Origin of the sequence: Pseudoalteromonas sp. MTN2-4, from assembly GCF_042848605.1 — a bacterium.
In the GTDB taxonomy this organism is placed as follows: Bacteria; Pseudomonadota; Gammaproteobacteria; order Enterobacterales; family Alteromonadaceae; genus Pseudoalteromonas.
Genome location: NZ_BTGK01000001.1, coordinates 636,866 through 658,494, shown reverse-complemented (window position 1 = coordinate 658,494; position 21,629 = coordinate 636,866). Strand labels below are relative to the sequence as shown.

General features: G+C 41.7%; 20 protein-coding genes and 1 tRNA gene. 13 read left to right on the top strand and 8 right to left on the bottom strand.

What is annotated here, in order from left to right; genetic code table 11:
• Window positions 1–40 precede the first annotated feature (40 nt).
• Window positions 41–1,231 (top strand): amino acid aminotransferase, encoded by a 1,191-nt coding sequence (locus ACGHEH_RS03015; protein WP_390441726.1) that lies wholly within the window; start codon window positions 41–43, stop codon window positions 1,229–1,231.
• Between the two features lie 217 nt (window positions 1,232–1,448).
• The gene (gene cysE / locus ACGHEH_RS03010) at window positions 1,449–2,270 is read left to right on the top strand and encodes a serine O-acetyltransferase (RefSeq protein WP_390441724.1); all 822 of its coding nucleotides are present in this window, start codon (window positions 1,449–1,451) and stop codon (window positions 2,268–2,270) included.
• Between the two features lie 27 nt (window positions 2,271–2,297).
• Here cysE and xseA read toward each other — a convergent pair whose 3' ends face one another.
• The gene (gene xseA, locus ACGHEH_RS03005; RefSeq protein WP_390442408.1) at window positions 2,298–3,668 is read right to left on the bottom strand and encodes an exodeoxyribonuclease VII large subunit; all 1,371 of its coding nucleotides are present in this window, start codon (window positions 3,666–3,668) and stop codon (window positions 2,298–2,300) included.
• Between the two features lie 132 nt (window positions 3,669–3,800).
• Between xseA and guaB the strand changes: the two genes are divergently transcribed.
• The 5 genes from guaB to rimI all read left to right on the top strand — a co-directional run bounded on the left by guaB (window position 3,801) and on the right by rimI (window position 8,017).
• Complete coding sequence (gene guaB / locus ACGHEH_RS03000; protein WP_390441722.1) at window positions 3,801–5,270, top strand: IMP dehydrogenase; 1,470 nt, start codon at window positions 3,801–3,803, stop codon at window positions 5,268–5,270.
• A gap of 113 nt (window positions 5,271–5,383) precedes the next feature.
• Window positions 5,384–6,958, top strand: a complete 1,575-nt coding sequence (gene guaA / locus ACGHEH_RS02995) for a glutamine-hydrolyzing GMP synthase (protein ID WP_390441720.1) — start codon at window positions 5,384–5,386, stop codon at window positions 6,956–6,958.
• A 148-nt stretch (window positions 6,959–7,106) separates the two neighbouring features.
• Window positions 7,107–7,183: transfer RNA gene (locus ACGHEH_RS02990), tRNA-Trp, on the top strand.
• Between the two features lie 65 nt (window positions 7,184–7,248).
• Complete coding sequence (locus ACGHEH_RS02985; protein ID WP_349285659.1) at window positions 7,249–7,575, top strand: hypothetical protein; 327 nt, start codon at window positions 7,249–7,251, stop codon at window positions 7,573–7,575.
• Window positions 7,565–8,017 carry a ribosomal protein S18-alanine N-acetyltransferase gene (rimI, locus tag ACGHEH_RS02980; RefSeq protein WP_390441718.1) on the top strand — a complete coding sequence of 151 codons (453 nt, stop codon included), beginning with the start codon at window positions 7,565–7,567 and terminating at the stop codon, window positions 8,015–8,017. Before ACGHEH_RS02985 ends, rimI begins: the two co-directional genes overlap by 11 nt.
• Window positions 8,018–8,031: 14 nt before the next feature.
• On the opposite strand, the gene ACGHEH_RS02975 is transcribed toward rimI, so the two are convergent.
• A complete protein-coding gene (locus tag ACGHEH_RS02975; protein ID WP_390441716.1) occupies window positions 8,032–10,701 on the bottom strand; it encodes an ATP-binding protein in 2,670 nt (889 codons plus the stop codon).
• 131 nt (window positions 10,702–10,832) lie between these two features.
• The gene (locus ACGHEH_RS02970) at window positions 10,833–11,519 is read right to left on the bottom strand and encodes a 4'-phosphopantetheinyl transferase (RefSeq protein WP_390441714.1); all 687 of its coding nucleotides are present in this window, start codon (window positions 11,517–11,519) and stop codon (window positions 10,833–10,835) included.
• Window positions 11,520–11,789: 270 nt separating this feature from the next.
• Here ACGHEH_RS02970 and ACGHEH_RS02965 point away from each other — a divergent pair, with 270 nt between their 5' ends.
• From ACGHEH_RS02965 to pdxH, 4 genes are all read left to right on the top strand, one after another.
• Window positions 11,790–13,169 carry an MATE family efflux transporter gene (locus tag ACGHEH_RS02965; protein ID WP_390441712.1) on the top strand — a complete coding sequence of 460 codons (1,380 nt, stop codon included), beginning with the start codon at window positions 11,790–11,792 and terminating at the stop codon, window positions 13,167–13,169.
• Between the two features lie 158 nt (window positions 13,170–13,327).
• Window positions 13,328–14,917, top strand: a complete 1,590-nt coding sequence (gene prfC, locus ACGHEH_RS02960) for a peptide chain release factor 3 (protein ID WP_058030675.1) — start codon at window positions 13,328–13,330, stop codon at window positions 14,915–14,917.
• Between the two features lie 69 nt (window positions 14,918–14,986).
• A complete protein-coding gene (gene argS, locus ACGHEH_RS02955; RefSeq protein WP_390441710.1) occupies window positions 14,987–16,729 on the top strand; it encodes an arginine--tRNA ligase in 1,743 nt (580 codons plus the stop codon).
• 125 nt (window positions 16,730–16,854) lie between these two features.
• Window positions 16,855–17,496, top strand: coding sequence for a pyridoxamine 5'-phosphate oxidase (pdxH, locus tag ACGHEH_RS02950; RefSeq protein WP_390441708.1), 642 nt, complete (start codon window positions 16,855–16,857; stop codon window positions 17,494–17,496).
• Window positions 17,497–17,564: 68 nt separating this feature from the next.
• Here pdxH and ACGHEH_RS02945 read toward each other — a convergent pair whose 3' ends face one another.
• Complete coding sequence (locus tag ACGHEH_RS02945) at window positions 17,565–17,750, bottom strand: hypothetical protein (RefSeq protein ID WP_390441706.1); 186 nt, start codon at window positions 17,748–17,750, stop codon at window positions 17,565–17,567.
• Window positions 17,751–17,848: 98 nt separating this feature from the next.
• On the opposite strand from ACGHEH_RS02945, the gene ACGHEH_RS02940 reads away from it, so the two are divergent.
• A complete protein-coding gene (locus ACGHEH_RS02940; protein ID WP_390441704.1) occupies window positions 17,849–18,613 on the top strand; it encodes a TatD family hydrolase in 765 nt (254 codons plus the stop codon).
• Here ACGHEH_RS02940 and ACGHEH_RS02935 read toward each other — a convergent pair.
• The gene (locus ACGHEH_RS02935; RefSeq protein ID WP_390441702.1) at window positions 18,580–19,200 is read right to left on the bottom strand and encodes an AhpA/YtjB family protein; all 621 of its coding nucleotides are present in this window, start codon (window positions 19,198–19,200) and stop codon (window positions 18,580–18,582) included. The two genes, ACGHEH_RS02940 and ACGHEH_RS02935, sit on opposite strands and share 34 nt — an antisense overlap.
• A 74-nt stretch (window positions 19,201–19,274) precedes the next feature.
• On the opposite strand from ACGHEH_RS02935, the gene serB reads away from it, so the two are divergent.
• Complete coding sequence (gene serB / locus ACGHEH_RS02930; RefSeq protein ID WP_390441700.1) at window positions 19,275–20,285, top strand: phosphoserine phosphatase SerB; 1,011 nt, start codon at window positions 19,275–19,277, stop codon at window positions 20,283–20,285.
• Between the two features lie 74 nt (window positions 20,286–20,359).
• Here serB and ACGHEH_RS02925 read toward each other — a convergent pair whose 3' ends face one another.
• From ACGHEH_RS02925 to ACGHEH_RS02915, 3 genes are all read right to left on the bottom strand, one after another.
• Window positions 20,360–20,524 carry a hypothetical protein gene (locus ACGHEH_RS02925; protein ID WP_390441698.1) on the bottom strand — a complete coding sequence of 55 codons (165 nt, stop codon included), beginning with the start codon at window positions 20,522–20,524 and terminating at the stop codon, window positions 20,360–20,362.
• Between the two features lie 177 nt (window positions 20,525–20,701).
• The gene (locus ACGHEH_RS02920) at window positions 20,702–20,869 is read right to left on the bottom strand and encodes a hypothetical protein (protein ID WP_390441696.1); all 168 of its coding nucleotides are present in this window, start codon (window positions 20,867–20,869) and stop codon (window positions 20,702–20,704) included.
• An 8-nt stretch (window positions 20,870–20,877) separates the two neighbouring features.
• Window positions 20,878–21,495: an RMD1 family protein gene (locus ACGHEH_RS02915; protein WP_390441694.1), complete on the bottom strand. Its 618-nt coding sequence runs from the start codon at window positions 21,493–21,495 to the stop codon at window positions 20,878–20,880.
• Window positions 21,496–21,629: the final 134 nt, after the last annotated feature.

Here is a 21,629-nt window from a genome sequence, read left to right as displayed (position 1 = left end):
GCTGGGCACACTGACAAATAACTAAATTAAGAGATGACCTATGTTCTCAGAATTAAAACCGTTACCAACTGATCCAATTTTGGGTCTTATGGCTGCTTACAAACAAGATACTAACCCTAATAAAATCGATCTTGGTGTTGGTGTTTACAAAGATGAGCAAGGTAATACCCCTGTACTAAGAGCTGTAAAGAAAGCTGAAGCTTTTCGTTTAGAAAACGAAACCACTAAGTCTTACATTGGTCTTGCTGGTAATTTAGATTTTTGTCAGAAAATGGAAACCCTGCTATTAGGTGAGCACAGTACATTACTTGCAAACCGTGTTCGCACTGCACAAGCGCCAGGTGGTACAGGTGCACTACGTGTTGCTGCTGAATTCATCAAACGTTGTAACACAGATGCGACAGTATGGGTAACAACACCAACTTGGGCTAACCACATCAGCTTATTTGAAGCGGCGGGCCTAACAGTTAAAGAATACCCGTATTACGACTACGAAAATAAAGGCTTGTTGTTCGATGAAATGATCGACACGCTGAAACAAGTACCTAAAGGTGACGTGGTTCTTTTACATGCTTGTTGTCACAACCCAAGTGGTATGGACTTAAACGAAGAGCAGTGGAAAATTGTTGCTGAACTTGCAAAAGAAATAGGTTTCACACCATTAATCGACATTGCTTACCAAGGTTTTGGTGCAAGCCTTGACGAAGATGCAAAAGGCTTACGTTTACTAGCAGATGCCGTTGATGAGCTGATCATTTGTTCTTCATGTTCTAAGAATTTTGGCCTTTACCGTGAGCGTATCGGTGCATGTTCAATCATTGCTAAAGACAGTGCAAATGCTGATATTTCTAACTCGGTATTATTAAGTGTTGTTCGTAGTATTTACTCAATGCCGCCAGCACATGGTGCAGATATCGTAAATACGATTTTAGGTAGTACAGAACTAACACAAGAGTGGCATGATGAGCTTGATGAAATGCGTAACCGTATCAATGGTCTGCGTACATTAATCAAAGATAGCTTAGCTGCTCAAGGTGTAGCACAAGACTTCTCTTTCATTGATAAGCAAAACGGCATGTTCTCTTTCTTAGGTATTAATAAAGAGCAAATCGAGCGTCTACAAAAAGAATACGCAATCTATATTGTGGGTTCTAGCCGTGTAAATGTTGCAGGCGTGAGCCAAGCTAACATTGAGTACTTCTCAAAAGCAGTTGCTGAAGTACTAAAATAATTAAGCTTCAAGCTTAATGAATGCCACTTAGTGATAAGTGGCATTTTTGTTTCTGGATTGTGCTTTCTCTTGTCTTGAAGTGAATGCAAACCTTTCGCAAATTGCCTGTTTTAGTGCAGTTTGTTATAAGTAAGTAGAAGATGTTCCCAGCATTTTCTGGTCGTACGGTTTATGTAACCGTTACAATCCGCCCAATGTCAGTCTGTAAGGTATTTTTATGCGTCATGAAATTTGGCAGCAGCTTCGCCAAGAAGCAACAGAGTTAGTAAGTAGAGAGCCTCTTTTGGCAAGTCATGTTTACTCGAGTGTGTTAAATCACGAGTGTTTAGGCTCTGCGTTAAGCTTTATTGTGGCAAACAAGCTTGCGGATGCGGTGGTATCGGCTTTTACAATTCGTGAATTGTTTGACCAAGCCTTCGTTGACTGCGACAGAATGTTGACCCATGTTGCCCATGATATAAAAGCAGTTAAAGATCGTGACCCAGCTGCCGATAGTTATTTAACTGTTATTTTGAACTTGAAGGGTTTTCATGCAATCCAAGCACACAGACTTGCACATTGCCTCTGGCGTCAGAACCGCAAAGAGCTCGCACGTTTCATCCAAAGCCGTACCTCTGAAGTTTTTGGCGTTGACATCCATCCTGCTTGTAAAGTCGGTCATGGCATTATGTTTGACCACGCAACTGGTATCGTAATTGGCGAAACAGCTGTAATTGAGGACAATGTATCAATTTTACAATCTGTGACACTCGGTGGTACAGGTAATGAACAAGGCGATCGACACCCGAAAATCAGAGCGGGTGTATTGATTGGGGCAGGTGCAAAAGTACTGGGTAATATCGAGGTTGGAGAAGGCGCACGCATAGGTGCAGGTTCAGTGGTGTTAAACCCGGTTGCACCACATACAACGGTCGTGGGCATTCCAGCAAAAGTGGTCGGTAAGCCTAATTGCCCTTGTCCTGCAGAATCTATGAACCAAAACTTCTTAGAAGATGAAATCTCTATGGAGAATGAATCTCATACTAGCGCGATGCTATAAAGCGTTTATACACAATGACAAAGGCTGCTACTGTGCAGCCTTTGTTGTTTCTAGAGTGTGGGTAACTGTGGTGTGAATTTCACCATCATGGACTTGAGTGACAAGCGTTTCTCCCGCTTTTATTTGTTCAATCGATTTCACAACATGCTCGCCTTTCTTTGTAATTGAATAGCCTCTCGCTAACACGCCTAATGGGCTGATGCTTTCAAGTCTTGCTGCTAGCATGGCTAATTGTTGCTGTGCCACCTGCTGGTTTTTATTCTGTGCATTCAATAATCTTTGCTCTAACTGCTGTAGCGTATCTTTTGATTGAGAAAGTCGACGTTCAGGGTGTTGATGTTGGAACCTTTGTTGCAGCAAACTCAGTTGGTTATTTTTTTGATTGAGCTGAGCATGTACACCGCGATGCAATCGCATCGAAAGCTCGTCTAAACGCTGTGCTTGTTGCTGTAGTTGACTATTTGGGTGTTGTAGCTTGAGTCGCTGTAATAGCGCATTGTTAGTTTGCTTCGCTTCTTTGATTTTACTCAGCATTAAATGACTTAAGCGTGCGTACTTTTCAATAATGTGTTTTTTAATCGCATGTTGATCTGGGCTGACTAGTTCAGCGGCTGCTGATGGGGTAGGGGCTCTTAAATCAGCAACATAATCTGCAATGGTGGTATCTATTTCATGACCCACTGCACTGATAATAGGTAAACGACTGGCAAATATCTCGCGAGCTAAGTGTTCTTCGTTAAAACACCATAAGTCTTCTAACGAGCCGCCACCACGTCCCACAATCAGCACGTCGACTTCATTTCGGATATTTGCCAAACGAATTTTCTCTGCAATTTGCAGGTGTGCATCGCTGCCTTGAACTTGGGTTGGGTATACAATGACTTCAAGTTGTGGTGCGCGGCGCTTCATTACCGTCAAAATGTCTTTAATTGCCGCGCCAGTGGCAGAGGTAACAACACCTACTTTTCTTATTTGTGTTGGCAGAGGTTGTTTATGTGCACTGCTAAATAGTCCCTCAGCAGCAAGTTGTAACTTGAGTGCTTCGAATTGTTGTTTCAGTTGGCCTTCACCTGCAGGTTCCATATGCTCAACAATCAGTTGATATTCACCGCGGGGTTCATACACTGAGACGCGTGCTGTGACAACCACTTGAGCACCATTATTGGGTCTGTATTTGCTGTAGCGGTTATTACCTCGCCACATGGCTGCCTTAATTTGCGCTTTGTCATCTTTTAAAGAGAAATACCAGTGGCCAGATGCCGGGGCAACAAAGTTAGAAATTTCTCCGGTTAGCCTTAACGAAGCAAAACCTTGTTCTAAAATGCCGCGAATTTCTTTATTTAGCTTTGAAACTGAATAAACTTGGTGTTGTGGAGCTGAAGAAACTGAGAATGTCATCATTGGCCTCTGAAAAAATTACCGCGAAACTTTAGCATATTTTTTGAAAAAAAGATTTACTCACTACAGCAACGCTGATAAAATTCGCACGCAATTCCTATTACTCAATTCCACGTGAGAGATACCGCAAACATGCTAAGAATTGCAAAAGAAGCCCTAACTTTCGATGATGTGCTACTCATCCCTGCACACTCAACTGTATTACCTCATACCGCTGATTTAAAAACGCGTTTAACGCGTGGTATTGATTTAAACTTACCTCTTGTTTCTGCTTCAATGGACACTGTAACTGAAGCGCGTCTTGCTATTGCACTAGCACAAGAAGGCGGCATTGGTTTTGTTCATAAGAACATGACCATTGAAGAGCAAGCGAGAAATGTTCGTAAGGTTAAAGCTTACGAAGCGGGGATCGTATCTTTCCCTGTCACTGTGACAGCTGACCTGACAATTGAAGGTGCGCTGGAGCTTGCACATGAGAAAGGTTTCTCAGGTTTTCCTGTGGTTGGTGAGAATAACCAACTAGAAGGTATCGTAACTAGCCGTGATATGCGTTTTGAAACGCAATTAGATAAGCCTGTTTCTTCAGTAATGACGAAAAAAGCCGATCTTGTAACGGTAAAAGAAGGCGCTGCACGTGAAGAAATCTTAGGTCTGATGCACGAGCACCGCATTGAAAAAATCCTAGTGGTTGATGATGCATTTGCATTGAAAGGCATGATCACAGTTAAGGATTATCAAAAAGCACAAGAAAAGCCAAATGCATGTAAAGACGAGCAAGGTCGTCTTCGTGTAGGTGCTGCTGTTGGCGTGGGTGCAGGTACTGATGAGCGTATCGCAGCCCTTGTTGAAGCAGGTGTTGACGTTCTACTTATCGATACTTCACACGGTCATTCACAAGGTGTAATTGAGCGTGTAAAAGCAACACGTGAAGCATACCCAGATTTACAAATCGTTGCCGGTAACGTTGCAACAGCTGAAGGCGCGATTGCGTTAGCTGATGCAGGTGCTGATGCAGTTAAGGTTGGTATTGGCCCAGGTTCAATTTGTACTACTCGTATCGTAACTGGTTGTGGTGTACCGCAAATTACCGCTATTTCTGATGCTGTTGAAGGCTTAAAAGGCCGTGACATCCCTGTGATTGCTGATGGTGGTATCCGTTTCTCTGGTGATATCGTAAAAGCACTTGTGGCTGGTGCATCATGTGTAATGGTTGGTTCTATGCTTGCTGGTACCGAAGAGTCTCCAGGTGAAGTTGAGCTTTACCAAGGTCGTTACTACAAGTCTTACCGTGGAATGGGTAGCTTGGGTGCGATGAACCAAAAAGAAGGTTCGTCAGACCGTTACTTCCAAAAATCAAATGAAGCTGACAAATTGGTACCAGAAGGTATCGAAGGTCGAGTTGCATATAAAGGTCCTATCGCAACGATTATTCACCAGCAAGTGGGTGGTATCCGTAGTGCAATGGGCTTAACTGGCTGTGCAACGATTGCTGAGTTAAATACAAAACCTCAGTTTGTTAAAGTAACGTCTGCAGGTATGGGTGAGTCACACGTTCACGACGTACAGATCACCAAAGAAGCGCCTAACTACCGTATGGGTTAATGCGCAACGCATATTAAAAATTGGGCTAGCTCAGGCTAGCCCTTCTTAATTTTAGGTAAAGTTCGTTTTTGTGCTTTACTAAACTTATCGTTTTCTAACCAACGAGATTATCAATGAGCAAAGACATCCACGATTCCCGCATTTTGATCTTAGATTTCGGTTCTCAGTACACGCAGCTTATCGCGCGCCGTGTTCGTGAAATCGGTGTTTACTGTGAGCTTTGGGCTTGGGACGTAACGGAAGAGCAGATCCGTGAATTTAACCCACAAGGTATTATTTTATCTGGTGGTCCAGAGTCAACGACAGAAGAAAACAGCCCACGAGCACCTGAGTATGTATTTAATGCTGGTGTGCCAGTATTAGGCGTATGTTACGGTATGCAAACTATGGCAATGCAGTTAGGCGGCCTAGTTGAAAGCTCAGACAAGAAAGAGTTCGGTTATGCACGTGTTGAAAAACTAGGTAACTGTAAACTATTCGAAGACATTCAAGATCACATTGAGAATGGTTCGGACTTCCTAGACGTGTGGATGAGCCACGGCGACAAAGTTATTGAAATCCCTGAAACTTTCATTACATCTGCAAAGACTGAAACATGTCCACATGCAGCTATGTCTTGGGAAGAAAAGCGCTTCTACGGCGTTCAGTTCCACCCAGAAGTAACACACACACAGCAAGGTCAGCGTCTTTTAGAGCGTTTTGTAATTGATATCTGTGGTTGTGAAAAGTTATGGACACCTAGCCAAATCATTGAGGATGCAGTTGCTCGTATCAAAGAAAAAGTGGGCGATGACGAGGTTATTCTAGGTCTTTCTGGTGGTGTTGATTCATCAGTAGTAGCCATGCTTATCCACCGTGCAATCGGTAAGAAGCTAACCTGTGTATTCGTTGATAACGGTTTACTTCGTTTAAACGAAGGTCAGCAAGTAATGGACATGTTTGGTGATAAGTTCGGTCTGAACATCATCAAAGTGGATGCTGAAGAGCAGTTCTTAAATGACCTAGCAGGTCTTTCAGATCCAGAAGATAAGCGTAAAGCAATCGGTCATACATTCATTGACGTGTTCGATGCTGAGTCTAAAAAGCTGAAAAATGCGAAATGGTTAGCACAAGGTACAATTTACCCAGACGTGATCGAGTCAGCGGCTTCTAAAACAGGTAAGGCGCATGTGATTAAATCTCACCATAACGTAGGTGGTCTACCTGATGATATGGAAATGGGTCTAGTTGAGCCGCTTCGCGAATTATTTAAAGATGAAGTACGTAAGATTGGTCTTGAGTTAGGTTTACCTTACGACATGCTTTACCGCCATCCATTTCCAGGTCCTGGTCTAGGTGTACGTGTACTAGGTGAAATTAAGAAAGAATACTGTGATTTACTTCGTCGTGCAGACGCTATCTTCATTGAAGAACTACATAAAGCCGACATCTACCACAAAGTATCGCAAGCATTCACGGTATTCCTACCGGTTAAATCGGTTGGCGTAATGGGTGATGCTCGTAAATACGACTGGGTTGTGTCACTTCGTTGTGTAGAGACAATCGACTTTATGACGGCGCGTTGGTCACACTTACCTTATGATTTCTTAGGTCTGGTATCAAACCGCATCATTAACGAGATCGATGGTATCTCACGCGTGGTTTACGATATTTCTGGTAAGCCACCTGCAACCATCGAATGGGAATAATGCGCAAGTAGTTCATTGCTAATTTGATGATTAAAAAGGCGAATAGGTAAAATATTCGCCTTTTTGTTTATTTAAGCCGCAGTTAAACATTTTTTTGAAATTTTTACTTTACCTTTAAAAAAACCTCTCTATAATGCGTCGTCATTGCAGGGGCGTAGTTCCAATTGGTAGAACAGCGGTCTCCAAAACCGATGGTTGCGGGTTCGAGTCCTGCCGCCCCTGCCACTTCTTACTTTGCTTTCTCTGCTACAAACCTTTATATTCTCAAAAAAGTTCTTCAAGATTTAACTATGCGCGCATTGCATGCTGATGTTTTAGGTATTACACCACTTAAACTAAATTCACATTTTGCTCCAGAGACATCTGAGTCTGAAATGACTTCGGCTGATCACAGAGAGGTGCCTTTAATGGCTTCTGAGCAGCAAACTGAGCAATATGAGTTACTAACTCTACCTTATCAATTACATGCTGATTTACTATTGCTACAGCCCGCAGGCTTTGCTGAAATAATAAAGGGCAATAGCGTCAAGCTACAGAACAACGTGCTTACTCTGCCTTCGGTAAACCTTACGGTTGAGCACAAACGTGCGTTATGGAAGTTATTACATGACAAGTAAAATAGTTGCGGGCTTACTTAATGATATGCCGCTTGAAACCATTATGGGTATCGAAGCGGCATGCCATGGCTTTCCTTGGAGCGCTAAAACCATGCAATCCTGTTTAGGAGGCCGTTACTATAATGCAGGCTTATTATTAAGTGATGAACTGGTTGGTTTTTATATTGCTGAGCAGGTTGGGCCTGATCATACTCTAATGGATATTTGTGTTGCCCCTCAATATCAAGGGCAGGGTTATGCGAAACAGCTTATGGTTCATTTGCTGGAGCAGGCACAAACACGCCAAGCTGAGAACTGTTTTTTAGAAGTAAGAGAATCAAACTTAAGCGCGATTGCGGTTTATCAAAAGTTCGACTTTTCAGAAGTGGGTTTACGGAAAAACTATTACCCAGCGAAAGAAGGTAAAGAGCATGCAGTATTAATGGCGAGAAGCTTTTTTTAAAGTGATAACGCCACTTAAAACTCAGTTTTTTGCTGTTGTGCCAAGGTGTACTTGATGGCTTCACAGAGATTCAATTGCGTATATTGCCACTGAGCCTGCTGATTGGTCATTAAGCTATTTTCAAGCTCTTCAGCAGCGCTGTGAATGTTCATAAAGCCAAAGCATCCGGCACTGCCTTTTAAGCTATGAGCAAGTGCTCTGAGCGACTCCCACTCCTGATTATCATAATAGTTTTGCACTTGTTTAAGATAGTCAGGCAGCTTTTCCATATAATTTTTGTTGATTTGTACAAACTTTTCACTGGCTAAGAGGGAATCCCACTTAGATTGACTCGCGGCCTGGATCTGTAGGTGCTCTAGCAGTACTTGGCCAAGTTGTTTCTTATCGATTGGCTTTGCCAAGGTTGCATCACAGCCAGCAGCAAGGTAAGACTCAACATCATGCTTCATAACATTTGCAGTGAGAGCGATGATAGGGCCATCGTAGGCTGCGTGCCTGAGCATTTCAGTGGCTTCAAGGCCGCCCATGACAGGCATTTGCATATCCATCAAAATCAGTTGGTAATCATTAACTAGCGCTTTCTCAACTGCTTCAGCACCGTTATTGGCTATATCCGGCTTGATTCCCCATGCATCAAGCAGTAGGCAGATCAATTCTTGGTTATCAGGGTTGTCTTCTGCCAGCAGAATACTGGCATCAAACTGAGTCGCAGCAAGCTCTTGTGAGGCATCAGGGATATGCGCTGACTCCTCTAATTTATTGATAAGTTGGTAATCGCCATTCGGAAAGTTTGCTAAAACACGAATGGTAAACTTACTGCCTACACCCTGTTCACTCAATACTTCTACATCACCACCGAGTAGCTGGGCCAAATTCTTAGAAATACAAAGACCTAAACCGGTTCCACCGAAGCGACGTGTGGTTGTGCTATCAGCCTGCTCAAAGGGTTTAAAGACGCGTTTGATTTCACTATCAGACATACCGATACCGGTATCTTCAATAACAAACTCAACACTTTGACTTTGATGAATAAATCGTACACTTAAGCGAATACCTCCATACTCGGTAAACTTCACGGCGTTGGTGGTAATGTTTAAGAGGATTTGTTTTAAACGGGTAATATCGCTGTAAATGGAGCGCGGCAGTGGGAATTGGTAGTCCATAGAAAAAGATAGCTGCTTTTCTTGTGCCAGTGGCGCGATGATCGACTCAACATCTTCAAGTAAAGGCTGAAGCTTGAATGGGCGATTCTCTACATCAAGCTTTTCAGCTTCTATTTTCGATAAATCTAGGATGTTATTTATCAGCTCTAACAAATGTTTGGAGTTACGCAATACAGTACTTAAGTGATTTCGATTCGCGGTCGCTTGCGGATTAACAATCAATTGCTCGGTAAAGCCCATAATGGCGGTAAGCGGCGTGCGAATTTCATGGCTCATATTAGCTAAGAAGCGACTTTTTAAGTCACTGGCCTGTTCAGCCTCTTTAATCGCGACTTCGAGTTGTTGATTTGTTTCTTCTAGCTCTTTGGTGCGCACATCAACCATTTCTTCTAGGTGTAATTTGTAGGTTTTAAGTTCAGATTGAGAATCTCTGATCTGTTTTACCATGTGGTTGAAGTCTCTGAATAAAAGCCCAACTTCATCATTGCTTTGTTCAGGTAAAGAAACTGATAAATTACCATCACCGACCTTATGACTGGCAGCACCAAGTAATTCAATCGGATTTAAAAGTAGGTTCCTAACCACGATAAAAATCAAAATAGGGAGGGTTATTACAGACAAGATAACAATTAATGCAGTGATCAAACTAATAGCTTTACCAGATTGATACAGCAGCGCTTTTGGAATGCTCGACAAATAATAATAACCGCCGCTTAATTGCACCGCATAAACCATACGTTCGATGTTATCTACACTCGACAATTTGATTGACTTAAGCGTACTTCGCTCAGCGGTTTCTTGTATTTTTTGAGTTTCTTTGACGTTCAACGATTGCGCATACAGATTTGGATCTGAACTGAATAAGATTTCACCCTGCTGAGTGATCAATAAATTTAAAGTATTATTGTATGGTGACTCTAAGATACTTGAGTGAATTACTGACGGGTCAACTTGAACTATGATGTAACCTTGTTGTTTTGGTCTTTTGAGCTGGTAATCAACACTGAAAATTTGCTGTACTAGATAAATATGTGTGGTGTTGTTTTCAGTCGGCACCATGAATTTCTGCTGCCGCATACTGCTACTTTTTACTTGCTCAAAAAACGGATAACTTTGTGGTGCCTGATTCAAATTATTCGCATAGTAAGCTTTTGATTCACCCTCTGGTGAAACTAGGTTAATGCTTAATATGTCAGGGTAAGCATCACTGTAACTGGCAAATACATCCATTAAAGCGCCAAGCCGAGCGGTTTTTTCAAAAGGTGTTTCAAAATCTATTGCTAGAAAATCGCTTAATACAGGAGAAGTTGAGAGTAGCTTGGTGGTTGACTGATAAATTTCAATATAGTTGAACATTTTCTGATGTTGCTGTTCAACAAATCGACTTACTGTTAATTTTGCTTGTTTTTGTGTTGAGCTCGTAACGTTAGTTAAGGTGAAACCACCTAAAAACAGCAAAGGTAAAATCACTAATGGAGTGATGTACCATAATAATTTTATACTTAACTTGCTGGTTTTCATGCGATTTAAATAACGTCCTAAATGTTCTTCTTGTTAGCATAATGGAACAAAGCCCAAGTATCTAATCCTAAGACAATGCGGCTTTTTTAACAAGTCATATGCGCTATGTTCATACTTGTTTAATAAATCAGTTATTCTGTTTCAAATAAACATTGGGTAAACACAAGACCATCTGTAAGTTGATAGTGAACATTAACTTCCAAACCGGTTTGTACTTGTTTGCTTAAGTTATACATTATTTTAAAAGTTAAAATAGTTTCGCTACATGCAATTAATTTTGCTTTATCGAAGCCAAAATATTTTTTCACAAAAGGGTAAAGGGCTTTATAAATACTTTCTTTGGCTGAAAAAATAACGCTGAGGGGATGTGTTACTTGCTTACTAAGCTCATGAAATTGCGTGCTTTCGTCATCTCTTAATATGTGCGTCTGCAGTTTTGTCTCTTGACTATCCTTCATCAATTTTTCGACATCAATACCTACGCCTGTGGCGCGATCTTGCAAGCCAGCTATCGCAGCAGCAATGCCTTTGGTGTGGGTAATTGAACCAAATGTACCTGCCGGCCAAATTGGCACTCTATCATCTGCGGTATGGACTATTGGGTTTTCAAAATTTAGTGCTATTAGTGCTTGAGTTGCACATAGTCGACCTGCTAAATATTCAGCTTGACGTTTGTGAACTGCTTTTTTTATACGTTCAGGAAGTGGCTGTTTGAATAAATCAAAACTTTGAGGCACAAAGCTCCCAGCATCGAACTCTAGCACCACAAGCTCAAGCGTGAGATGATTTTTAAAAACAGTTGATTTGGTTACTTGCATTGCTCACTCCTTTTGGGGCTGAGTGTCAGTTATTTGTTTTAAAATCGCAAGTTTTTCTAAGAAGGTTAAAGGTCGATTATTTAAGCGGATAATAAGTTTTACAAAAGTTTACCTGCTTTATTTTAATCCAGCTTTTAGGATGAAGATAAAGTAAGAAATGCTTTGGCTAGGTCACTAAACACATACTTTGTTACAAACCAGAGAAGTTATTTTGTAATAAAAACTTGGGTTTAGGGTCTTAGTTTAAGACATACGAAATGGATTGATATTATGCAGCAGAGTCAAACTTTGTGTTATCTAAGTGCATCGCCTTGGCAGCTATTAAGAAAAACCACCGCTATTTTATTGCCAGCGATTTGTATTCTATTGGCTTACGATCTAGCCGAATCGTCGGTGATAGCCAATACCAATGAGCAACTTCTACAACTCTATGGGTATGCTCAGCCTTTGCTTGTAACTTTGATGGCATTTGCTGTTGCCTTGTCGGTTCGAACGAATATGGCCATGGTGCAATTGGTTGAGCAGAAAAATAAAGGATTGTTTGCTCATATTCGCTTTGGTGTATTTGCCAGTGTCGCTGTATCTATTTTCTTATTACTCACATTAGATGAAATACTGGCCTTATTCGGTTTAGCTGAGTGGTTGAGTACTTTATCGGACGTGCAGTCTGTCGAGTTTACTTCAGAGATCATGTCGTTTTTAACAGTGCGGATCAGCACACTCTTTGCTTTAGTGATTATTTGGCAAGTTAGCAGCGCGCTCAGAGCGTTAAACGATTGTTGGTACTCGGCACTGTATTTATTGCTTTGGATGATGTGTAAGTCAATTGGGTTGTTAGTGTTAGCTCAGCAAAGCGAGCTTCATTTGCTGAGTTCTCTAGCCCAGTTGCATGCTTTTGTTGATGTTTTATTTGCAGCGATAGGTTTAAGCCTTGTGTTTATGAGGCATAAATCGAGTTTATTTGCATCGGACAAAGCAGTAAATGGAAATTTAGATACGATACTCATTATTTGTCAGCAGTTAATACCTGCATGCTCTCTTGCGCTATTAACTTATATCGCCAGCCAGTCTGATACCGCTTTTATCGCAGTATTTGCTTTAACCTTTAAGATAGAAGCATTGACTTTATTGATCCCTATGGTGCTGACCGCTTCATTGCCTGCAATAGTGGGCGTCAATTATTGGTCGAACAATAAAAAACGTGCTGTGAGTATCTTAAAAAGTGCGTTTTATCTCATTATTGCTATGCAATGTGTGATAGCCGCTTTACTTTATTTATTTCAGTCACAGCTGTTTGCTGGGATCTGCCCCGATTGTCAGCAAATTACCTTGTTAAAATACTTCATTCAATTCTTACCCATTAGTTATGTCGGTTTAGGTATGTCTATGGTGTATGTCTCTTGTTTGAATGCCATGGGCAAGAGTAAACAAGCCATGGTGTTTTTGGCTTTCCACCGTCTATTGCTTATCCCAATTTCGGCTGTGTTGGGGCTTAATCTATTGGGCAATATGGGGTTGTTTATTGGCTTAGCAGTATCGCATTTCATTATGGGTGGTTTTGTATTTTATCAGATCACTGTTTTTTACAGCCGTTCAAGTGATGAACAAAACGACATGATGCAATTAGATTTGCAAACAGAAAAAACTTAACTGTTTGAGAAGAAAAAGTTGTTATAAAAACCGCTGTACGATTGAGTATCTTGGCAAGATAAGCGAAAATAGTCGATTAACTGATATTCATAGCCTGAGCAGGACAAGTAATTTCATTTTACTTGTGCTGTGCTCAACTTAAGAGAAGATTTTAATCGATGTCAAACGCTTCAATTCCTCAGGAAGTCTCGAAAAGACGGACTTTCGCGATTATCTCGCACCCGGATGCGGGTAAAACCACCATCACAGAAAAAGTACTTTTATTCGGAAAGGCCTTACAAAAAGCCGGTACGGTAAAAGGCCGTGGTTCAAATCAGCACGCTAAGTCTGACTGGATGGAAATGGAAAAAGAGCGTGGTATCTCGGTAACAACCTCTGTGATGCAATTCCCGTATAACGATGCATTGGTGAATCTACTAGATACTCCGGGACACGAAGACTTCTCTGAAGATACTTATCGTACACTGACAGCCGTTGACTCATGTCTGATGGTGATCGATGCAGCAAAAGGTGTAGAAGACCGTACACGTAAACTGATGGAAGTTACACGCTTACGTGACACGCCAATCGTGACTTTCATGAATAAGCTTGACCGTGACATCCGCGACCCTATGGAAGTGATGGATGAAGTTGAAACTGAACTTAACATTATGTGCGCGCCGATCACTTGGCCAATCGGCTGTGGTAAAGAGTTTAAAGGTGTGTATCACATTCATCGTGATGAAACGATTCTATACGCAACCGGTCAAGGTCATACCATCCAAGAAAAGCGCATCATTAAGGGCTTAGATAACCCAGACTTAGATGCAGAGATCGGTGATGAATTAGCAGAACAGCTTCGTGAAGAATTAGAGTTAGTAATTGGCGCATCAAACGAATTTGATCACGACCTATTTTTATCAGGTGAGCTAACGCCAGTTTACTTTGGTACTGCATTAGGTAACTTCGGTGTTGACCACATGCTTGACGGTTTGACTGAGTGGGCGCCAACACCAATGCCACGTCAAACAGAAGAGCGTGAAGTCAAAGCAGAAGAAGAAAAGTTCTCAGGCTTCGTATTTAAAATTCAAGCGAACATGGACCCGAAACACCGTGACCGTATCGCATTCATGCGTATTGTATCGGGTAAATATACCCAAGGTATGAAAATGGACCACGTACGTATTGGCAAAAAAGTCAGTATTTCTGACGCGGTTACTTTCATGGCCGGTGACCGTGAACGTGCGCAAGAAGCGTTTGCAGGTGACATCATTGGTTTGCATAACCACGGTACAATCCAAATCGGTGATACTTTTACTCAAGGTGAGAAGCTTAAGTTCAGTGGTATTCCAAACTTCGCTCCAGAGTTATTCCGTAGCATTCGCTTGAAAGATCCTCTTAAGCAAAAGCAGTTATTAAAAGGCCTAGTTCAGCTTTCAGAAGAAGGTGCGGTACAGGTATTTAGACCATTACAAAATAACAGCCTAATCGTAGGTGCGGTTGGTGTGCTGCAGTTTGATGTGGTTGTTGCCCGTTTGAAAGCGGAATATAACGTAGATGCAATCTACGAGAGTGTGTCGGTACAAACTGCGCGTTGGGTAACCTGCGACGACGATAAGAAAATGGCTGAGTTTAAACGTAAGTGTGAAGCAAACTTAGCCCTTGATGGTGGCGATAACTTAACTTACATTGCACCAAGCCGTGTAAACTTAAACTTATCAATGGAACGCTATCCTGATGTTCAGTTCCACCATACACGTGAACACTAATAAACGCTCAAATTGAATCGAATTTAACCTTGCTGGCATTGAAGGCTGGCAAGGGTTACAGGATAAAAAATGAATATCAAAACTCTATTAATTGAAAAAGCTAACGCGGCGATGCATGCTGCGGGTATTCCTGAAGGCACAAACCCAGCGGTTACACAATCAACTCGTCCGCAATTTGGTGATTACCAAATCAATGGTGCAATGGGCGCTGCAAAAGCATTAAAAACTAACCCGCGTGAACTTGCACAAAAGATCATCGACAATTTAGACGTTGCAGATCTTGCTGCAAAAACGGAAATTGCAGGCCCAGGTTTCATCAACATTCATCTAAAGCCTGAGTTTTTAGCTGCAAGCCTAGAAGCGGCAAACCAAGATGCAAAACTTGGTGTTGCTGAACACGCAAACCCGCATAAAGTTGTGGTTGATTACTCTTCACCAAACCTTGCAAAAGAAATGCACGTAGGTCATTTACGTTCTACCATCATTGGTGATGCGGTTGTACGTGCCCTTGAGTTCCGTGGTGATACGGTTATTCGTCAAAACCACATGGGTGATTGGGGTACACAGTTCGGTATGCTTATCGCACACCTTGAAGACTTACTTGAGCAGGGCGTAGATCTTGAAAAAGTAGCACTTGCTGACCTTGAAAGCTTCTACCGTGACGCGAAGAAACGTTTCGATGATGAAGAAGGCTTTGCTGACAAAGCGCGTGACTATGTAGTTAAACTACAAGGTGGCGACGCGCACTGTAAGAAACTTTGGCAGATGTTTATCGACACTTCGGTGAAACACTCTGAAGAAGTATATGCAAGATTAAACGTTACCCTTGGCCGTGACGATATTAAAGCAGAAAGCGCTTATAACGACCGTCTTCAAGGCGTGATTGAGCTGCTGAAAGAAAAAGGCATCGCAGTTGAAGATCAAGGTGCACAAGTAGTATTCCTTGATGAGCTTGCCAACAAAGACGGCGAGCCATCAGTGTTCATCGTTCAAAAGTCAGGTGGCGGTTTCTTATATTCAACGACTGACCTTGCTGCCTGTGACTACCGTTCAAACGAGTTAGACGTAGACCGTATCTTAATTTTTGTAGATGCACGTCAGGGCTTACACTTCAACCAAGTTGAGATCACAGCACGTAAAGCGGGTCTGTTAAAAGACAAAACCAGCTACGAGCCAAGTCTATTCGGTACTATGATGGGTGATGATGGTAAACCATTCAAAACTCGTACGGGTGGTACAGTTAAACTAGCTGACCTACTTGAAGAAGCAGTAAGCCGCGCAGCTGATAAAATTGCTGACCGTACAGCTGAATTAAGTGAAGAAGAGCGCAGTGAAATTGCGCGTAAAGTGGGTATTGGCGCAGTTAAATACGCTGATTTATCTAAACACCGTACCAGTGACTATATTTTCAACTGGGACACAATGTTGAGCTTTGAAGGTGCAACTGCACCTTACTTACAGTATGCCTACACGCGTGTAAGTGGCATTTTCCGTAAAGCGGGTGTAGACAGTGCAAATCTTGCTGGCAGCATCAACATTGTTGAGCCGCAAGAAAAAGCATTGGCGTTAAAACTACTTCAGCTTGAAGAAGTACTCGACCTGATGATCAGCGAAGCCACTCCGCACGTATTATGTGGTTACTTATATGAGCTTGCGAGCCTATATATGACATTCTACGAAGCATGCCCAATCTTAAAAGATGATGTGGCAGCAGATGTACGTGAAAGCCGTTTACTACTATGTAACTTAGTGGCTAAATCGCTACGTACCGGTCTAAAACTACTGGGCATCGAAGTGATGGAGCAGATGTAATCTGTTTCATTAACTGAATGAACTTTAATAGGTCGCGCAACAGTATGTTGTTGCGGCCTTTTTTATATCCAATTAAGAGCAGATTGTTATTAACCTAAGCTCAGGTTAACTAGTAAGGAACGAATATGAAATTAGAAGACATTCGCCGCGAGTATACCCAAGGTGGTTTGCAGCGTGACATGCTAGCAGATGATCCTATTGTGCAATTTGAGGCTTGGTTAAAACAAGCGGTTGAAGCCAAGTTTAGTAATGATCCGACAGCCATGGTTGTAGCAACGGTTGATGAGACCGGTCAACCTTCACAGCGCATCGTGTTGCTTAAGCATTTGGACGAAAATGGCTTCGTATTTTTCACTAATACGGGCTCACGCAAGTCGCAAGAATTAAAGACGAATAATAAGATTTCTTTGCACTTTCCATGGCATGCCATAGAACGTCAAGTGATTGTGTATGGTGAGGCAAAACCACTGCCTACTAGCGCTGTGGCAAAGTATTTCCTATCTCGCCCAAAAGAGAGCCAACTTGCGGCTTGGGCGTCACAACAGTCTCGTCCGGTTTCATCTCGCCAGGCGCTAATGCAAACCTTCAACAGCATGAAGTCAAAGTTTGCTAAAGGCGATATTCCACTGCCAGACTTTTGGGGCGGCTATTGTGTAGAGGCAACTAAAATTGAATTTTGGCAAGGTGGCGAGCACCGCTTGCATGACAGATTTATGTATGTGAAGCAAGCCGATGGCAGTTGGGTTATTGAACGGTTAAACCCTTAAACTAAGCCAAAAGTACTTATAGAAATAGCTCTCAGATACTAATTAGAGAGCTATAAGTATGCTAAGTGCTAGCACACATCTGTATATCTACATGGTTTTCCCGCAGAGTAAGCATTGCAATAATTACCACCGTCGCAGGTATAATAAACACTCCAGCCGTTACCACCGGCTACCTGCGGAGTTGCATTTTCTGAGATTTGCTTATTATTAAGTGAGAGGGTTTTAATTTTCTTTTTGTTTAGTTGAAGTTTCATTTTTTATCCTTAAAACAAATATTTCACCCGTGTTGGTGAAATATTAAACTAATTTAAATTTGAAAACATATCAATATATAACTTGCGATAGAGTAAAAATGAAATTCATAGACACCCACTGTCACCTCGACTTCAATGAGTTTAAAGGCGACTTTCAAAACCATGTTTACCGAGCAAATCAGCTTGGTATTCATGGTTTTGTTGTACCTGGTATCACTCTCAAGCAAAGCCAAACTTTACTGAGTTTTAAACTGCACAACCCTAGTGTTTATATTGCTTTCGGTCTTCATCCGTATTTTATGGCTGAGCATCAATACAGCGATTTTGAACAGCTGAAAAGTTTGGCGATTGAACATAGAGAGCAGCTGGTGGCCATTGGTGAGTGTGGTATTGATGCGAGCATTGCAGATATTGAAAAGCAACAAGTGCTTTTTGCAAAGCACATTCAACTTGCGAATGAGTTGTCGCTGCCGCTCATTGTGCATCATAGGCAAAGCCATCACTTGATCATGCAAGCATTTAAGCAAATCCAGCCAAAATGGGGTGGGGTGATCCATGCTTTTAGTGGTTCACTACAACAAGCGCAAGCGTATATCAAACAGGGTTTTAAACTTGGCGTGGGGGGCACGATAACGTATGAACGTGCCAACAAAACCAAGCAAACCTTGGCACAAGTGCCACTCGATAGCTTAGTGCTTGAGACTGACGCGCCTTCTATGCCGCTTGCGGGTTATCAAGGGCAGATAAACCTACCAGAACGTCTTAAAGCGGTATTTGATTGCCTAGTCGCAATTCGCTGCGAGTCAGAGTCTAAGATTGCTGAGCAAGTTTATGCGTCGTCTTGTTCGCTTTTCAAGATTTGACGCTTTACTTCCCAACGTTTTAACGCGCGTCCTAATTGCCAAGTGAATACACAAGTAATGATCAACATCAGCAACACCATACGACCGAGTTCGTGAAAGTGATGGTGGCTTTCACTCATGGCATCTTGGGTTAAATACACCATATTTACAAAGCCAAGTGGCCTGTCGTCCGCATCAAGAATGGGTAGCACGATGGCATCTTTTAATTTGCTGATCCCCGGTAATTGTTTAGCTATGCCTTGATTGAGGGGCTCGGCTTGAAATCCTTCACTTTTAGTTAAGAGTTGCCCTTGATGATCATAAATCGCAGCACCTAACACGTAGGGATCTTTGGCCAAATTCTTGGTTAGTTTTTCTAACTTATCGAGCGCTTGGCTTTGCATTGCAAAGCTGGCGTTCCATGCTGTTTGCTGTGCCAAACTTCGGGCTGCTTGATGCGCTTGATTATGTAATAGTTGGTGAGAGCGAAAACTGGTGTTAAAGGCAATCCAAGTCAGTGTGACAAAGCAAGCCGCAGCAATGATTAAACGGATCAAGCGTCGGTTTTTCGAAGACGTTATCAAATCAAGTGCTTGTGTATTTTTCATAGTATCCATATTGAGTGCTGACAGCCTTTTGGAATGATGTTACAAATGCATTGTTACTAAATTTGGAGCTCACAATGGCTGGTATTCGCTTTAACCTTACACCGCAACTTCCACTCACCGATTTATGCACCTTAGCAAAATGGTATCAGATTGAAAATGATCTCTTAGTCGAGCAAGCCTCTGAATCATCGCAATTAGGTGAAGATTTTATTGTGTTTTTTGGTGCTCAAGCGGACACACAATTTTTGCAAGATGCCATTGAGTTTATTGGTGAGACTAATATCAATGCGGTAAGCCTATATCAGCCAGCAGCGCAATTAGCCCCTGCGTTAGCATTTGACGTTAAAGTACAGTTTGATGACTCGAAAGCATATAAAAAACAGCTTCGTAGTTTTGCCGCTGAGCATGGTTTCGAAGGTGCCTATTTATCAAAACCTGCCAGTCTGAGCCAGCCAGGTTTACTCATCATGGATATGGACTCTACGGCGATAGAAATTGAGTGTATTGATGAAATAGCACGTCTAGCCGACGTTTATGACGAGGTTGCTAGCGTGACTGCTATGGCAATGGCGGGGCAATTGGGGTTTAGCGAAAGTTTGTATAAGCGTGTGGCGAAACTTGAAGGCATTGAACTGTCTTTGATCCAACAGTTAAAAGATAACCTACCGCTTATAGAGGGCATTCAAGAGCTATGTCAAACTTTAAAAGTCCATAACTGGCAGTTAGTACTCGCATCGGGTGGCTTCACTTGGTTTGCAGAAGCACTGCAAGCACCACTGTCGTTAGATGCTTTTTATGCCAATGAGCTGGAAATAAAAGAGGCGCGTTTAACGGGGAAAGTACTAGGCGGTGTGGTCGATGCTCAGAAAAAGGCTGATATTTTAGCAAAGACGCGCACGCAGCTTGGTTTAGTGAAACAACAAACCATTGCTATTGGTGATGGTGCCAATGACTTAGTGATGATGGCAGAAGCGGGAACAGGGGTGGCCATTCATGGTAAACCAAAAGTGGTTGAAAACGCTGATGCAGCCATTTGCCATGGCTCGTTGTTGCAGTTGTTGTATTTTATTGCATTACCAAAGTAATCAGTTTGTCAGTGGTTAATTGTTCGAAAAAAAGGAAGTCGCAACGACTTCCTTTTTTTGTGCCTGTGAAGCGGTTATCTTTGGCATGCATTTACGTTTTCGCAGGTAGGAAAATAACTCATAGGACAAATTCCTTGTGGCGTTGAAAAGCCAAACCCACCTGCAATGTTAGGAGTCGCAACGTTATCAATGGTTTTTGCATTCGATAAATTCTTTAACTTCTTTTTATTCAATTTCATGATCAGTTTCCTTCTAAATAAAGCCGAAATAGGCTTTTTCATGTTAGGGGGTAAAAAAGTTAGGAACAAGTTTTTACTCAGAGTAAAAAATTATAAAAACAGTTTGTTCAAACGATTAAGTGCTATTGAAATGCCTGCACTATTTAACTCCTTTGAATATTTAGGTTATGTGAACTCTTAAGGCTCAAAAAAGTAGACCAAAATATCAATGGCAATTAAGACGATGATCACCCATTCTAAAAAAGCAGAGTGTTTGTGGTTTTGTTCAGTACTGAGCATATCCAAAAGCGTATGAATGGGATCGAGCTTTTTCTGTAAAATTTGAATGCGCAGTAAAAAGTCCAAGTACTTACTTAATTGCTGATAAAGCCCTTCAAGGTTGGGGTTGTCCCAAAAAACTCTGGTGTATCGAGCAAGTTAAAATGCAAATAAATATCTGCGCTGGTTTTAAATAATGTGCCTCTCAGCTTAGCAAGTTGCTTGCGACTGAGTGGCACAATACCTGTATCAGCTAGAGTCTCAGACAAGTAATCGTTATCGTTGATCACAGTTTGTGCTTGCTCTTCAAAAAACTCTAATTTAGCCGATTGCGCAAAGGCATTGTTGAGCGCCAATTTAGTCATGCTGTCGGTACTGTCTAAATAAAGGCAGTCATCTTTTATGTAGAAAGAGTCAGTATCGGTTTGCTTATAAATGTAATGTTCAATACTCGGCCTATGAACAGGCTCAATCACTAAGTCTTCAATTTGTGTAATGAGTTGACTTAATTCATCTTGGTTAAAGTTCCAACATACCAAAACCGCATAATCAAAAAGCCATGCTTTTTTTTTGCACAGTGTTAGCCCATAGGCGTCTTTTATTTGTTTAGCATCATAGTGATCGACTAGTTTAATGCGGGCTTTTTCTTTATCAATACAGTGCCCTAGTAAGGTAATTACCAAACGATTTTTTAACTGAGTTTGCTCAGACATTGCTTGACTCCATCGTCAAAGACTTGGCCAAAATGGCGCTTATTTTCTCGCGCATTTATAGACTGAGACTTATGCAATAGAAATAGGAAACTTAGGTTTTTAGTGATTTATTTTATTGTCGTGACGACAAAAAA